The sequence below is a fragment of the Colwellia sp. Bg11-12 genome, assembly GCF_014076955.1.
Taxonomy (GTDB): domain Bacteria; phylum Pseudomonadota; class Gammaproteobacteria; order Enterobacterales; family Alteromonadaceae; genus Colwellia_A.
The window spans coordinates 42012-58122 of the sequence record NZ_JACGUZ010000058.1 but is presented as its reverse complement, the minus strand read 5'-3'; the positions used below and the strand labels follow the sequence as shown (position 1 = coordinate 58122).

Genomic DNA, 16111 nt, shown 5'->3' with positions numbered 1-16111 from the left:
CCATGGTACGACCACTAGAAAAAAATTATAAATGGAGTAAATACATGTCAATCGTAATCAGTGGTACAGGTCTATTCACCCCGCCACACAGTATTTCAAATGACGAATTAGTCACAGCATTTAATCAATATGTTGAAAATTACAACGCCGAAAATGAAGAAGCGATTAACAATGAACAGTTAACGGCTTTAAAACCTTCTTCAAGTGAGTTTATTGAAAAAGCATCAGGTATTAAAAGTCGCTATGTTATGTATAAAGATGGCGCACTTGATCCTAAAACGATGATGCCACTTATTCCTCAGCGCAGCGATGAGCAATTATCAGCACAAGCTGAAATGGCGGTAGGCGCAGCGAGACAAGCGATGGCAGCAGCCAATAAAACAGCAGACGATATCGACTTAATTATTGTTGCTTGTTCATATACACAACGCGCTTACCCTGCAATAGCGATTGAAGTACAACAAGCATTGGGCTGTAAAGGCTGGGCATACGATATGCTCGTTGCTTGTTCGTCGGCAACATTCGGTATTATGAATGCCTCAAATGCTTTATGTGGCGACACAGCCAAAACAGTATTAGTGATTAATCCTGAGCTTAACTTTCCACAAATTAATTTACGCGATCGAGACAGCCATTTTATTTTTGGGGATGTTGCGACCGCTATTGTTATTGAAAAACAAGCAACCGCCACTGCTGATCATTGCTTTAAAATATTAACAAAAAAACCCATCACCACCTTCTCTAATAATATTCGCAGTAACTTCGGTCATACAAATAAATGTGACCCTGAAACAATGCTTGATAACGATAAAATGTTTGTTCAGCAAGGCCGAAAAGTATTTAAAGAAGTACTGCCAATGGTTTCGCAATTAATTACGGAGCAAATGGAAGCTGCAAATGTTGAAGCTAAAGATTTAAAAAGGTTATTTTTACATCAAGCCAATATCAACATGAATAACTTTGTGGCGAAAAAAGTATTGGGCCGCGACCCGATAGGTAATGAAGCACCCATTATTTTAGACAAGTTTGCTAATACGGCTTCAGCAGGCTCTATTATTGCTTTTCACTTGAATCATGACGATATGATAGCGGGCGATAAAGCACTCATTTGTTCTTTTGGTGCAGGTTATTCTGCAGGTTGTCTTGTTATAGAACATATTTAATCAAGCGACATGCTCAAATCACTGAAGAAAACCTTACTGATTTGAGCTTTTGTGACCTTTTACTAAGCTTATTAACAAAATTCACTGTGTAAAAAAGTGATTAACTTTACTATAGATGGATGCGCAATTGTATAGTAAATAGTTTGTGATTCTCGGCGAGTCTTTACCAAACCATCTTTTCTCAATCGGGCTAAATGCTGAGATAAGCTCGACTGACTTAAATCAATAAAGCTATTAAGCTCTGACACCGACATTTCTTTCTCACCTAAATAGCAAAGTATCAGCAATCTATTTTCATTACTCATCGCTTTCAATAGCTCAGCTGCTTGAGTTGCATTGCCGCGCATTTCAGCTATGTTTATTTGAGTTTCATTATTCATCATCTAGGTCTTTATTGTCAGCAAAAAGTAAATATTGATTGATATTACATTAGACAGTGCTAATATAAAAGTACATTACGCTTGTCTAATATACAATTTTCAGTTAAGGATCCCTTTTGAATTACACCAGACTCCTACAAATCGCGGTTGAGAAACCTAAACTTGTTTACACCGTAGTATTACTGATGGTAGCAATAAGTCTGGCGATGATGCCAAACCTGAAAATAGATACTGACCCTGAAAATATGCTGAGTCGTGATGCCCCAGCGCGTATTTTTCATAACCAAACAAAAGCTGACTTTCAAATGCGCGATATGATCGTCGTCGGCATTGTCAGTAAAAATAATATTTTTACGCCTAATTCACTGCAAGTTGTTGAGCAGTTATCAACAAAAATTTTGCAAATTGAAGGAGTCATACCACAAGATTTATTATCACTGAGTGTCGTTGATAACATTACTCAAGAAAAAGACAGCCAAGGTGAAAATAGTGGTATACGTTTCGAATATTTAATGAAACAAGCGCCATCTTCTCTCGAAGGCAGCTTGGAAATTCAGCAAGCCGTTAAGCGCTTACCTATGCTTAACAACACGTTAGTTTCTGGCGATAACAAAGCCATTGCGATTTATGTGCCTATTCAAGCCAAAGACATGAGTTATAATATCGCCGAGAAAATTCGTACTATTAGCAAAAATTTCCCTGCTGAACTAGTGGCTAATGTAGATTTTCATATTACCGGTTTACCTGTCGCTGAAGACCAATTTGGCTATGAGATGTTTGTACAAATGGGCGTCGCTGCACCATTAGCGGGATTAGCTATTTTTGTTTTACTTTGGTACTTCTTCCGTAATTTTCCATTAATTATTGCGCCAATGGTGGTCGCTATGGCAACGGTGATTATCGTTATGGGTTCACTGATTGGTATGGGCTTTACTGTTCATATAATGTCATCGATGATTGCCATATTTTTAATGCCAATAGCAGTCGTTGACTCGGTGCATATTCTCTCAGAGTTTGCGGAAAAATATAAAACAGGTGATGATGCAGGCGATGTAGTTAAGGGTGTAATGAAGCACTTATACACTCCTATGCTTTATACTTCAATCACCTCTGCCATTGGTTTTTATTCATTAATGCTAACCCCTATTCCGCCTGTTAAAGTATTTGGCGCTTTTATTGGCACGGGTATTTTATTAGCCTTCGCACTGACTATTATTTACATTCCTGCTTATATTTCTCGTTTAAAACCCGAAACGTTAGCCAAGTTACACGACGCTATTTTACGTACAGAACAAAAAGGCCGTTTAGCCAATGCATTAGAAAGCCTTGGCAGATTTGCGACTCAAAAAACCAAACTGATTCTTATGGGCTTTGTTGCGTTATTTTTAGTCAGTATTGAAGGCATTAGCCGTATTGAAATTAATGATAACCCCATTAACTGGTTTAAAGCTGATCACGAAATTAGAATAGCGGACAAAGTACTCAATGCACATTTTGCTGGCACTTATGATGCTTGGCTAGTCTTTAAAAATAACAATCGTGAAAATAGTGCTGCGGTGAATAATTTCAAAAAAGTACTAGCGACCCTTGATACAAATTCAACTAGCGCAAAGCAAATTAATGCCTTTATAGATGATATAAAATCGACTGCGCAAGATTCATTTATTAATCAGAACTTATTGGTTTTATTAGATGATTTAGCCTTTTCAGCTAACGATGAAGAACAGCTTATACTAGAACAGTTAGTTAATATTACCGATACAGCTTTTAACGAAAACAAAGTATTTCTCGACCCTGAGCTATTAAAGTGGCAGAGCGACTTCCAGCAAGCACTATTGACAACTGGCTTAGTAGGCAAGAGTAATGGTTTAGCTGATATTGTGAAAACAGTAAATCGTGAGCTCTTCTCAGGCAAAGATAAAGACTTTACTTTGCCTAAATCGAGTAACGGTGTTGCACAAACATTACTGCAATATCAGTCGTCGCATCGTCCGCAAGACTTATGGCATTTTGTCACCAAAGATTATCAGCAAAGTTTATTATGGCTGCAAATGACCAGTGGTGATAATCAACATACAACCAAAGTCGTTAACTGGACCGAGGCCTACATTACCAAACATCCGATGCCAAAAGATATTAGTTATCAATGGGCGGGTAAGTCTTACTTAAACATTGTTTGGCAAGACGCAATGGTGAACGGCATGATCGACAGTTTATTATCATCGTTTGTCATCGTTTTCTTAATGATGGTTGTACTCTTTCGTTCATTGAAATACGGCATTTTAGCCATGCTACCGTTAACGCTTACCATTTCAATGATCTACGGGTTAATTGGCTGGATAGGTAAAGATTACGATATGCCTATCGCGGTTTTGTCAGCGCTGACTTTAGGGCTTTCAATCGATTTTGCCATACACTTTTTACAACGTGCACGAGAGTTAGAGAAAGAACTGGGCAGTTTAGCGCTAGCATTATCGGCGATGTTCCAAGAGCCAAGCCGAGCAATTTCACGCAATGCTATTGTAATTGCGATTGGCTTTACGCCTTTATTACTCTCGCCATTAGTGCCTTATATTACGGTTGGATTTTTTCTGGCAAGTATTATGGCGCTCTCAGCATTGGTTACTCTGGTGTTACTACCCGCGTTAATGACACTTTTTGCTGGCAAGCCCCCCTTAAAAAATAAACATTCATAGGATATACAAATGAAATATTTATCAACTCTTTTCATTATTGCAGGGACTATTTTAAGTTTTATGACCCATGCGAGCGACTTAACAAACGCCGATGAAATTATTACTAAAGCAAATTTAGCCTCATATTATTCTGCAGACGACGGCAGTGCTCAAGCGAGAATGATTATTGTTGATGCGCAGGGTAATAAACAGATGCGACAATTTACTATCTTGCGTAAAGACCAAGCAGATTTAGGTAACCAAGATATTTTGGTGTTTTTCTCTCGCCCTACTGATGTCCAAGGCACAGTATTTAGGGTGGTAAAAAAAGTAGCAAGCGATGATGACCGCTGGCTATATTTACCAGCACTAGATTTAGTTAAACGGATTTCAGCTGGTGATAAACGTACCTCTTTTGTCGGCGCGCATTTTTTTTATGAAGATGTCTCAGGTAGAAATCCTGCAGAAGACAACTTTACTTTACTAAAAACTGACGATAAGTTTTATACCCTTAAAGCTCAACCTAAAGATCCAAACAGTGTTGAGTTCGAGCACTATATTGTTAACATTGATAAGCGTACCTTTTTACCTATGCACGTTGATTTTTATAACAGCCAAGGTAAAAAATCACGCTCACTTGAAGTATTAAAAACTGAAATTATTGATGGTTTTGCCACGGTCATGCATTCAAAAATAACCCAACATAACGATGGCAGTTATACTGAAATGCAATTTCGAAACGTTAAATATAATGTCGGCTTACCTGATGATATTTTTTCTGAACGTAGTTTACGTAATCCGCCAAAGGCATGGTTAGATTAAGATAAAAAATGCACTTAATTATCACCAAACATGGACACGCTTATCGTGCATAAATCATCACAATATATTTTACTCATAAGCAGCCTACTGATGGCTTGGCAAAGTTTGGCTAGTAACTTAGAAATAAGTGAACTAGACGATTGGGCGAGCGATGACTGGGGTGAAAAAGTTGTTTCACCCTGGAAGCTTTCAGGTTTTGTTGAAGCTGGCTATGGTTATTTATTACAAAATAATATTGTTGAATCGAATTTGTCGCTAGGTGAAATAGCAGCACGTTTAAATATTGATTACAGTCATGAGTCTTTTGAGCTGGTTTCAAAAGGTGAGCTAATTTATGACAATGTATTAGCCGATACTTTTTGGGAAACGCGCGAATTAAATATCCGTTTTAGTCCAAGTAATAATACTGACGTTAAAGTGGGTCGACAAATTTTGACCTGGGGTACCGGAGATTATATATTCCTAAATGACTTATTTGCTAAAAACTGGCAATCATTCTTTTCAGGGCGTGACGATCAATACTTAAAAGCCCCTTCAGACAGCGCTAAAGGTACATGGTATATCGGTGGTTATTCACTTGATTTTACTTGGACGCCAACGTTCACACCCGATGTTTATTTAACGGGCGAGCGCTTTTCTTTTTATTCTCCACAAGCGCAAGATATTGTTGCTCCGGCGGCTGATTTTAGCGTACAAAAAAATAATCAGACACAATATTCAGCACGTATTGCAACCAACAAGAATGGCACCGAATATGCTTTTTATGGCTATAAAGGTTTCTGGACAACACCTGTTGGTATATCAGAAAATCAAAACCAGCAATTACAGCCTTACTTTCCCAAAATGAATGCTTGGGGAGCAAGTGTTAGGTTACCATTAGCGGGAGGATTATTTAATGCTGAATATGCTAGCTATAACAGTGTTGAAGATAATAGTGGGAGTGATCCCTTTGTTGCTAATGGTCAAAACCGATTTCTAGTCGGGTTTGAAAGCGAGGTCATTAAAAACCTTACCGCCAGCGTGCAGTTCTATGTTGAGCAAACGAAACATTATAATGAATTTATCGTTAATTCAGTCACACCAGCAACAGAAGTTGATGAATACCGTCAATTATTAACTTTTCGTCTCACGTACAGAGCCTTTCAGCAAAAGTTAATTTATAGCCTATTCAATTTTTATTCGCCAACAGACAACGACGGTTACTTAAAACCTTCTGTAACCTACCGTTATAACGACCAGTGGTTATTTTCAGCCGGTGCTAATTTGTTTTGGGGTGACGAAAAACATACCTTTTTTGGCCAACATCAACAAAATAGTAATGCTTGGCTTAGAGTAAAAGCCCAGTTTTAAATGACGCCACCACTTAAGGCCTGATGTCGTCAGTATCAATCTGACAATAACTTACAGTTTTTCAGCATATACTAACGATTCGATCACTGAAACTTACGAGCATTCAGAAGAAAATAGCTTCAAATATTTTGCTGAGCTTATTATGAAAAAAATTATTATATTCATCTTTTTTAACCTACTTTTTTCTTTCAATTGTTACGCTAAAAAATCAAATGACTTTATTATTTATCTTCATCATGATGCTAACGACAGCGATTATTACTCAAGTATTGGCACCGAAGTTATTCATCGTGCACTTAATAGCTATTTAGGATTTTCAGTTACAAGCTCGATCGGCTATGCTCAAGTTACTGATAAAACTAATTATCAACATAGTTTTATATCATGGGAAGGTGGTATGAAATTTGGTTACTTCGCTGACTTTAGCTTTTATGCAGAATTTGGCGTTGACCTGCTTGAACTTGCCTTTAATGACCGAAGTGACGACGATTACCTGCATCACAAGAAAACGTATAACACCGATTTCGAAAACGATAATTTTGACCCTGCTTATTCTGACAACGATATAGATGGTTATGTAGGTATTGGGAGTTCATTTATGATTGAACAAATAAAAGTAACAGGCTTTGTTCGTTTTCGTGAAATAAGTGGTTATAACTGGCAAGCAGAAAACAATACTTTTAGTGGAATTGAATTAGCTATCGTTTTTTAATGAAATTGTGATCGATTAATTGCTTGTTTCTTTCTGCTGCGGCAAAATAGTGTTAATAGAAATTTACGATTAATAGAGAAATAAATGAGCGAAAATTCAGCAGCACAAAATCAAATAAAGCAAATGCTAACCATGCAAAACGCGATGAATTCTCGCGTGAGTGAGACATGGCAAGAAAATGGTTATGAATGGTATCGCGCCATTTGGGTTGAGTGTGCTGAAATGTTAGACCATCACGGTTGGAAATGGTGGAAACATCAAGAGATTGATGTCGCTCAAGTACAATTAGAATTAGTTGATATTTTTCATTTTGGCTTAAGCCTTCGCTTAATGACTGGCGCAACGGTTGAAAATATCACTGACACCTTAGCAATAGAGTTAACGCAAAGTTCTGATGAAAAAGATTTTAAAATCGCGCTTGAGCACTTAGCATCAGCCGCAGTAACTAATAAAAGTTTCGATGCTATCGCCTTAGCCGACTGTATGCGTTTAATGAATATGGATCTTGATGAATTATTTCGTCAATATGTTGGCAAGAATACACTAAACTTCTTCCGCCAAGACCACGGTTATAAAGAAGGTACATACATAAAAGTTTGGCATGGAGAAGAAGACAACGAAGTATTAGCTAAATTAGTTAATACATTAGATGCGGGTGCTAGTGATTTTCAACAACAACTTTATGCAGCTCTTGAAGCAAAGTATCCTTCATAAGACTTAGCTATAAACCTAAAAAAGGCCGTAGATAAGTATTATCTTCGGTCTTTTTATTATTGCCCCTCCTCTCAAGATAAAACAATCTACGAAAATTAAGATCTATGGCACAAATACTGCTTATTCAACTGTTATTAAGAGTACCGTCAAGAATTTGAACCGCCGGAGCAGTGTATGGAATTAATTCTATTTGCCATGATCAGCCTAATTGTTATTGTTGCTTTATTAGCTAGCCGCTTGAATGACAATAGTTTTCCTTTTCCCTTTGATAAAAAGCAAAGTCTTTTTACGCCAGCAGAGAAAAATTTTCAGAATTTGTTAGAACAAGCGCTTGGCGGAAAGTACCGTATTGTTAACCGTGTTAAACTGGCCGACATTGTCACTATTCGTCATGGTGTTTCAAGCAGAGCAAGCCAAACGGCGGTAGCAAACGCAAACAGTAAATACTTAGACTTTGCAATCTGTGACCGTGAAACGATGAAACTGTGTGGTGTTATCGATTTAGTTGATACGCAAGGTAAGGGCTATAAAATTAAAAAAGACTGGTTTGTCAGTGGCGCATTAGAATCGTCTTCAATTCCTCATATTCGCATAAAAGTTAAAACTAATTATACTGTCGACGAAATCCGCGCTTGTATTTACAGTAGACTGCTAGGCAATAGACCGCCTGAACCCAAAATTAAAGGAAAAATTATTCCTGCTCCTATGCTTAAACCTCGTCCTAACAAAAATAGAGAAACCGTTGGTGCATTGTCGCCAATAGCAGCTCGAGCACAATTAGGCGCATCTGCAAGTAACGCCATGTCTCAACATATTCCAGCACCACAAATAGCCGCATTACCTCATTAACATTGTAGAATGATAAGTTATTAATTTAAATAAAAAGCCAGTGATTTAGATCGCTGGCTTTTTTTTCCTTTAGATATAGCAGTATTAATGCCATGAAGGCTAAGAGTGGCAATGTAATCGTAATATATCGTTGATGTATAATCTTGTGCCTAATGAACTCATGACAAGAAAGACAGGAGATCTGAGAAAGGCCATCCTGAACATACACGCTCCTTGCCATCTCGGTAACTGCTCCTGCGTTACTCTACTTCCTACATCCATGTAGTCATAGCACCGCGTTATAACGTTCAAAGCGAACATACACGCTCCTTGCCATCCATGGCACCGCGTTATACCGTTCATCCTGAACATAAATATACGACATACGTTAATCTTCACGTTATAATTGTTTTATCAGAACTTATCAATGAATTGGAAATAAAATGAAAGCTGGGATAATTGGCGCAATGGAGCCAGAAGTTGCTATTTTAAAAGCAAAGTTAACAAATTCGACAACAACAGAACATGCAGGCTATACCTTTTATCAAGGCCAACTTAATGGCAGTGACGTTGTTATTGTACAATCAGGCATTGGTAAAGTTGCCGCCGCATTAGCTACCGCCATTTTAATTGATAAATTCCAACCTGATTACATCGTTAATACCGGTTCTGCTGGTGGCTTCGAGCAATCATTAAAAGTGGGCGACATTGTTATTAGTACAGAAGTTCGATATCACGATGTTGATGTAACCGCATTTGGCTATGAAATAGGTCAGTTACCTGGAAACCCTGCCGCTTACATTCCTCACCCAATACTTGTTAGTGCAGCGCAAGCAGGCGTTGCCAAGCTTGAGAATATACAAACATTACTTGGCTTAATCACAACGGGTGATACCTTTATGACCGCCGACGAAGATATTGCTAAAGCGCGTGCTAATTTCCCGAACATGGCAGCAGTTGAAATGGAAGGTGCCGCAATAGCGCATACTTGTCATCAATTTAATATACCTTTTGTTGTGATTCGATCTATGTCTGATATTGCAGGTAAGGAGTCTCCTACCTCATTTGAAGCTTATTTAGAAACAGCCTCCGTGAACTCATCTCAATTAGTTGAGAATATGCTGAAGGCATTACAGGGTAAACAGTTAAATTAATAACTCTATTAACACTAAGTTAAAAACTAAATATGACTGCTAATAATCTAACAAACTTAATTGAGATAAGCCCTTTCGCCTATTCAGTTGTCATGCTTTATGGTGTGATTTTGATTAAGTATTTTACCCATTATTTAGCCAGTCATGAACCTTTACGGTTTTTCCGTTTTTTTTGTGATCAGTTAGCTAAAAAGGTCAATAAAACTAAAAACAGTGCTCGTCAGCGTTTTATCTCTGGCTTTATTGCTATTTTAGTTACACTAGCACCTTTAACTATTATTCTGTGGTTATTTGAAGCTTTTGTTGAAGCAACTTGGCTTTGGCAGAGCTTTTTACTTTATCTTGCTTTAGGTGATCTCCATCTAGGAAAAACCAGTAAAGAAATTGCTAAATTAGTTGTTGCTAACAAAAACTTTGAAGCTAAACAGTTATTAAATCCCTGGTTATTAAGAGATACAGAGCAACTTTCGTCTTTGGGTTTAGCGAAAAGCTGTATTGAAATGTTATTACTTCGAGCGATGCAAAATTTATTCACCATTAGCTTTATCTTTTTGCTTATTGGCCCACTTGCCGCATTAGTTAGCCGACTACTGATTGAAATGCATTACAGCTGGAATCATAAACAAAGTAATTTTCAGCCTTTTGGTGACAGTGTGGCATTCATTGTTAATATTATTCAATGGTTACCTAGTCGTATTTTTTCATTGGTACTGCTTTTTGGCTGTATTGGCAAAAATTTTATTTTATTTTTTAGGCTCAGTCGCCGATACTTTTTTCAATTAAATAACAGCTACTTATTAAATTTATTCGCACTGTCTTTAGAAATTAAGCTTGGTGGTGTCGCTATGTACCAAAATATAAAGCTACGTAAAACAAGTTACAATGATCATGGTAGACAACCCCAAGCTACAGATATAATTCATGCAAGTAGCCGTATCAGACAAGTGTTTTATTTTTGTTTTCTATTTTTAGCAATGCTGACATTATTCATTTACTCATTTAATATCAATAGGTAGCTCACATGTATGAATTACTCTACTGGTTAGACTTATTTGGCATAATTGTTTTTGCTTTATCCGGTGCATTAATGGCTGGGCGCTATAAGCTCGACCCTTTTGGCGTTGTTGTTTTAGCTTCTGTTACTGCCATTGGCGGCGGCACCATACGTGACATCACTTTAGATGCTCCTGTATTCTGGGTTGCCGACCCCATTTATCTTCATGTCATTTTAGTTACCGCTGTTTTAACCATAGTAATTATTCGACGCCCTAAGCGTATTCCAAAGCGATTTTTGCTCATTGCTGATGCCTTCGGCTTGGCATTATTTGCGGTATTAGGTACAGAGAAAGCATTAAGTTTAGGTGCTCCAATTTCTGTTGCTGTTGTAATGGGTACTATTACCGGTGTCGCTGGTGGGATGATCCGTGATGTAATATGTAATGTTATTCCAATGATCTTACAAAAAGAAATTTATGCTACGGCAGCAATATTAGGCGGAAGTTTATATGCGTTATTTCATCATTTAGGATGGCCTGAAGATGTCGCTATCATTTTAGCCATACTGGGGGCGCTAACACTCAGACTCGCCGCTATATATTGGCGAGTTTCCCTGCCTGCCTTTCACATAGCAGAAAAAGAAGAACAAAAAGAAAATAAATAATACCACAGTCTTTTATGTCGACGACTGTGGTAATTTATAGATAAGCTGTCCCTTTAAAATGCGTAGCTAATACCAACATTAAAGGTATCAATATCTAGGTCGCCAGCACCTTGATATTGCAAACTCGCATTAAGTCCAAAACCGTTATCCCAGCGATATTCCCAACCGGCTTCTAAGAACAAACCTGTTCCACTTTCGTCGGCAATACGCGTGTGGTCTAGATCAATTTTATAATCATAAAATGCCGCACCTACTTTGGCGTACAGACGGTTGCGCTTTGATAAAGACAAGTCTGTTTTTAGCGCTAAAACAACGGCGCCATATTCGAAATTATCAGCTTGCAAGTCAAAATTATTATCGTAATCTGAAAAGCAATCCCAGGAATTTCCTGACTTTTCTTTACATTCCCAATCGTCAATATCGGCAGCGCCAACTAAACCTACTTCTAAATAGTAACTCGGAGAAAATTGATAATTATAATAAAGATAGCTAAGACCAACACCTTCACCATCAGTGTCTTTACCTTTATATTCAATACCACCACCACCATTTTGTAAACCTACGGTGTGTCGTGATTCTAGTTCGGTATTGGCAAAAGCATTCATTGAAAACGTACTTGCTGAAAGTGTTAATAATAGTGTGGCAAGAGTATTTGAGCGTTTCATAATAACATTCCTTAGTTGTTAATCACGTTAGGATTAAGATGGCGTTATTATGATTGAGAAGTTCCCAACACTCTGTCTTACAAGTGTTGGGAAGATGTTTATTTATGTTAGATTTCTAATAAGTTGTGCAAGTTACCCAAAAGCTACTGCATTACTTTATGCATCAATGCCCCAGCCATCATTATAACCTTGATATTTTGCAGCTATTTGTTCAAATTGTGCTTCTTGGGCAACAACAGCGTCGTAGCAAGGCAGCATTTTGACGGTACAGTCTAAATCCCAAACATTGGGTGTTTCATCAGGGTGAATGACGAGTTCAATTTCTGGCGCATGTTCCGTTAAGTAATCAGCCATTGCTTGCGCTTGTTCTTTTTTTTCGAAGAGTTGAAAAAACACGACGGGATGAACAATAGATAAATCAATACCAGCATCTTGCATTTCAGCCAAAACTTGGCCCGTTTCATCGTTAGGGAATGTCATAAAGGTTATTATCTCTGTAAAAAGTATTGTTATTATAAACCGCTATTTTCTGCAACTCCACAGCAGAGTCAATTATTAATGTCTCCATAGGTACATAAATTATTCAGACAACTTAATTGACTGTTCGTGGGATAACGAGGACATTTTCCAACCTTACTTATATCTTCAGCTGTTTTGGCCAGTAAAGAGGCACCAATCTTATTAATAGCAAAGGGACAATGTAAATCTGCAAATTGGATCTCAACTAATACACATTGCACTTTTGAAGAACATGTTAAATTTTCAATCAATATTTTTTGCTTAGTCAAATAGGCTGTTTTACTGGGAAGGCTTTGTTTATTAACAACGTCAATAAGGGATGTTTCAATAAAGGTATTACCTTTTTGTTTTAGCTTTTTTTCAGCGCGCTCTTGGTCAAGTTGCTGCTTTAAATGTGTTGTGGTAATTTTATGTTCTTTTAGTAAGTAGCCTAAACCTAATAAAAGTGTGGCAAAAACCACAACAGCTATCAATGTTATCGTTAGCCATTTAAGCATTATCAGCCGTACTTAGATTACGTGAATATGGATATTTTTTTATCATGGCATCAATAGCTTGATATATTTTAATCTGTGTTTCTGCACTATTATCTTTTTTGTCATTAATTTTTAAATAATAAACACTACGCCAAACTGAACGTTTTTGCTCTGGGTCTATAACATCAATAATTAAACTTCCTGGCCTAATTTGCCACTGTTTTTTGTCTTTTTGCGCTTCACCACCACGTAAACAAAAGGAACAATAAGCGACACCTTTATTATAGTTTAAAAGCTCTTTGCTATTGTCATTAACCATATGATACGTAACAATAATGTCAGCATCATTTGTTAACCTATAAATAAAGCCATTTTTGTCTAATACTTGCTCTATCGCCAGTTCAATACTATTTCTCGTGGTATCGCTGATATTTTGAAATTCACTAAAGTCAGAATTCCTTTTATAAAAAGCGTAACTGTTTACTTGTGAAAAATTAAAATTGGTTTGATATTTTGAAATCGCAGATTCAGGTGCAGTACAACCTAAAAGCATAAAAGCTGTAACGCATAGAAAGGTCATTAAAAAATTAATACGAAAGCGTTTTGGCTGAGTATTTTTAATCAAGAGTAAGCACATCAATCGCAAGAGAGTTAAACTTTAGACTACCTTGCTGAAAAAAAATTACAACTATTTGCGTAACTAATAGCTGCGGTGACGTTTTAATAAAATAATTTACATTAACACGAGTAATATCTGTACTTACTGATTTTTTAGCCATTAATCATTTGTGACTGCGCATAATGTTTGAGATTATATGGACGATTATGGCTAACGATGAATTTTTCGAGTTTGAGAGCAAAATAAAAATCAAATTCTCCTCTACACAGATCCTAAATATTACTGATTGAGTCTCAGATATTATCACTGAAAAGTCGTCTTTTCCAAAAAGTGAACTTGGCAGTATCCCTTTAAAAGTCTAGAACCGGAAATGAGACCAATCTCAATGATGTGCTAAATTGATAGAGGAAATATGGAAGTAGCCGCTATCGAATATGAATATCCGGCGTGGTGTTAATATCGCCATCTTCACTTATCGTTGCTGGGGTACCATTTTTTAACATCAGTACAGCTGTGCTACCACTTGATGTAAAACGGGTAAACCTAAGTTCGTAACCATATTTAGTTAAACTGAGTGCTGCAAAACGTTGTGCTAGCGTCAATTTTTTCCAATTCTGTTCGGGCTCTGTCTCGTCCCCAACAAGATAATGCCGCCGTTCAATTAAGTTATTTCTCTCAGGTTTATTTCCCATATTGCGGCTCAATACTGTATTTACTATTTGGTTTAACAAAATGATGACTCTACAACTTAAATGAGTGGAATTTGACAGTTAATTATTTTAACTCGACAACTTATATTTAAGCACATATTATTCCACTATTAAAATTTTGTTTTTTAACAATAGGCTAGCACAATATTATACTATCAATACTGTAATAGTAGAGCGCAGTGTAAAAATTTTTGACGAAGGTTTTTTAAGCTTTTGAATTTATGAATTTATGAATTTATGAATTTATGAATTTCAACAGTCTCTATTTATAAAACCATTTACGTAAAGTGTATACAATGATGAAATAATTAAAGAGATGAATGTTTATTTTAGTCATAAAAAAACCAGTAAGAATACTGGTTTTAAATATAACTAAAATATTTTGTATTATTTCACTGTTACTTTAGCAAATTTTCGCTTGCCTACTTGATAAATAGCCGTCGTACCCAAAGCAATACGAAGCTTGCTATCCGTAATTTTTTCACCTTCAATTTTAGCTGCACCCTGTTTAATCATGCGCATGGCATCTGAAGTACTTGCCACTAATCCGGCTTCTTTTAATAGGTTAGCAATAGCAATTTCACCACTGTCGTCTTGTATGTTAACCACTTTATCTTCAATTTCATCAGGCATAGCACCTTTTTGAAAACGGTTAATAAACTCTTGATGAGCCGTTTCTGCTGCTGCATCATCATGAAATCGAGCGATTAATTCTTTTGCTAAATCAATTTTAACATCACGAGGGTTCATTCCCTCAGCAATTTTTGTTCGGTAAGCGGTTACTTCTTCCATCGGCTTAAAGCTCAATAGTTCGTAATAACGCCACATCAACACATCGGAGATAGACATGATTTTACCAAACATTTCTGTTGGGCTGTCGGTAATGCCAATATAGTTATTTAGCGACTTAGACATTTTCTGTACACCGTCTAAACCTTCCAAAAGTGGCATCATTAAAACAGTTTGTGGTCGTTGACCTTCTGATTTTTGTAATTCACGCCCCATCAGTAAATTGAATTTTTGATCAGTACCGCCGAGTTCAACATCGGCTTCTAGTGCGACTGAATCCCAGCCTTGCACTAAAGGGTACATAAACTCGTGAATCGCAATTGATTGACCGCTGGTGTAACGCTTTTTAAAGTCATCACGTTCCATCATACGAGCAACGGTTTGACGAGAAGCTAATTTTAACATACCGGCAGCACCGAGCTTCTCCATCCAGGTAGAGTTAAAAGCCACGGTTGTTTTAGCCGGATCTAGAATTTTAAAAACTTGTTCTTTATACGTTTCAGCATTCGCGAGCACATCTTCTTTAGTTAATGCTTTACGCGTAACGTTTTTACCCGTTGGATCTCCAATCATACCGGTAAAGTCGCCAATTAAGAAAATAACTTCATGGCCAAGCTGCTGAAACTGACGCAACTTGTTAATTAATACCGTATGACCTAAATGTAAGTCTGGTGCTGTAGGGTCAAACCCTGCTTTAATTTTTAGTGATTTACCCGTTTTTAATTTTTCTAGTAATTCACTCTCTAGCAAAATTTCTTCTGCACCACGCTTAATTTCAGCAAACGCTTGGCTGACATCAGTCATCGACTTAGCTCCAAAAAATATAGTCATAATTTATGGTTCGATTCTACTGCAATAATGCCAGTGGTTAAAAG

The 16111-nt window shown here is 37.0% G+C and carries 17 protein-coding genes; 10 read left to right on the top strand and 7 right to left on the bottom strand.

Annotation, left to right across the window (positions count from 1 at the left end):
- Positions 1–44: 44 nt before the first annotated feature.
- Positions 45–1163, top strand: a complete 1119-nt coding sequence (locus H4J39_RS05810) for a beta-ketoacyl-ACP synthase III (RefSeq protein ID WP_182226441.1) — start codon at positions 45–47, stop codon at positions 1161–1163.
- 71 nt (positions 1164–1234) lie between these two features.
- On the opposite strand, the gene H4J39_RS05805 is transcribed toward H4J39_RS05810, so the two are convergent.
- A complete protein-coding gene (locus H4J39_RS05805) occupies positions 1235–1543 on the bottom strand; it encodes a metalloregulator ArsR/SmtB family transcription factor (RefSeq protein WP_220462133.1) in 309 nt (102 codons plus the stop codon).
- A gap of 116 nt (positions 1544–1659) precedes the next feature.
- Here H4J39_RS05805 and H4J39_RS05800 point away from each other — a divergent pair, with 116 nt between their 5' ends.
- The 9 genes from H4J39_RS05800 (at position 1660) to H4J39_RS05760 (ending at position 11458) form a co-directional block, all read left to right on the top strand.
- Positions 1660–4239, top strand: coding sequence for an RND family transporter (locus tag H4J39_RS05800; protein ID WP_259368766.1), 2580 nt, complete (start codon positions 1660–1662; stop codon positions 4237–4239).
- A gap of 9 nt (positions 4240–4248) precedes the next feature.
- The gene (locus H4J39_RS05795; RefSeq protein ID WP_182226439.1) at positions 4249–5040 is read left to right on the top strand and encodes an outer membrane lipoprotein-sorting protein; all 792 of its coding nucleotides are present in this window, start codon (positions 4249–4251) and stop codon (positions 5038–5040) included.
- A gap of 45 nt (positions 5041–5085) precedes the next feature.
- On the top strand, positions 5086–6390 hold the full coding sequence (locus tag H4J39_RS05790; RefSeq protein ID WP_182226437.1) for a hypothetical protein: 1305 nt from the start codon (positions 5086–5088) through the stop codon (positions 6388–6390).
- A 142-nt stretch (positions 6391–6532) separates the two neighbouring features.
- A complete protein-coding gene (locus tag H4J39_RS05785) occupies positions 6533–7102 on the top strand; it encodes a hypothetical protein (RefSeq protein ID WP_182226435.1) in 570 nt (189 codons plus the stop codon).
- Between the two features lie 84 nt (positions 7103–7186).
- Positions 7187–7816: a dUTP diphosphatase gene (locus H4J39_RS05780; protein WP_182226433.1), complete on the top strand. Its 630-nt coding sequence runs from the start codon at positions 7187–7189 to the stop codon at positions 7814–7816.
- 174 nt (positions 7817–7990) lie between these two features.
- Positions 7991–8665 (top strand): DUF2726 domain-containing protein, encoded by a 675-nt coding sequence (locus tag H4J39_RS05775; protein ID WP_182226431.1) that lies wholly within the window; start codon positions 7991–7993, stop codon positions 8663–8665.
- Positions 8666–9087: 422 nt separating this feature from the next.
- Positions 9088–9798 carry a 5'-methylthioadenosine/S-adenosylhomocysteine nucleosidase gene (mtnN, locus tag H4J39_RS05770; protein ID WP_182226429.1) on the top strand — a complete coding sequence of 237 codons (711 nt, stop codon included), beginning with the start codon at positions 9088–9090 and terminating at the stop codon, positions 9796–9798.
- A 32-nt stretch (positions 9799–9830) separates the two neighbouring features.
- On the top strand, positions 9831–10814 hold the full coding sequence (locus tag H4J39_RS05765) for a cobalamin biosynthesis protein (protein WP_182226427.1): 984 nt from the start codon (positions 9831–9833) through the stop codon (positions 10812–10814).
- Positions 10815–10819: 5 nt separating this feature from the next.
- Complete coding sequence (locus H4J39_RS05760; RefSeq protein WP_182226425.1) at positions 10820–11458, top strand: trimeric intracellular cation channel family protein; 639 nt, start codon at positions 10820–10822, stop codon at positions 11456–11458.
- A gap of 53 nt (positions 11459–11511) precedes the next feature.
- On the opposite strand, the gene H4J39_RS05755 is transcribed toward H4J39_RS05760, so the two are convergent.
- The 6 genes from H4J39_RS05755 to tyrS all read right to left on the bottom strand — a co-directional run bounded on the left by H4J39_RS05755 (position 11512) and on the right by tyrS (position 16040).
- On the bottom strand, positions 11512–12123 hold the full coding sequence (locus H4J39_RS05755) for an outer membrane beta-barrel protein (RefSeq protein ID WP_182226423.1): 612 nt from the start codon (positions 12121–12123) through the stop codon (positions 11512–11514).
- Between the two features lie 156 nt (positions 12124–12279).
- Positions 12280–12603, bottom strand: coding sequence for a ribonuclease E inhibitor RraB (locus tag H4J39_RS05750; RefSeq protein ID WP_182226421.1), 324 nt, complete (start codon positions 12601–12603; stop codon positions 12280–12282).
- Positions 12604–12671: 68 nt separating this feature from the next.
- Positions 12672–13139: a hypothetical protein gene (locus H4J39_RS05745; protein ID WP_182226419.1), complete on the bottom strand. Its 468-nt coding sequence runs from the start codon at positions 13137–13139 to the stop codon at positions 12672–12674.
- Positions 13132–13743 carry a DUF4136 domain-containing protein gene (locus H4J39_RS05740; RefSeq protein WP_182226417.1) on the bottom strand — a complete coding sequence of 204 codons (612 nt, stop codon included), beginning with the start codon at positions 13741–13743 and terminating at the stop codon, positions 13132–13134. Before H4J39_RS05740 ends, H4J39_RS05745 begins: the two co-directional genes overlap by 8 nt.
- Positions 13744–14162: 419 nt before the next feature.
- Positions 14163–14429 carry a hypothetical protein gene (locus H4J39_RS05735; protein ID WP_220462130.1) on the bottom strand — a complete coding sequence of 89 codons (267 nt, stop codon included), beginning with the start codon at positions 14427–14429 and terminating at the stop codon, positions 14163–14165.
- A 405-nt stretch (positions 14430–14834) separates the two neighbouring features.
- Positions 14835–16040: a tyrosine--tRNA ligase gene (gene tyrS, locus H4J39_RS05730; RefSeq protein WP_182226473.1), complete on the bottom strand. Its 1206-nt coding sequence runs from the start codon at positions 16038–16040 to the stop codon at positions 14835–14837.
- Between the last annotated feature and the right edge of the window lie 71 nt (positions 16041–16111).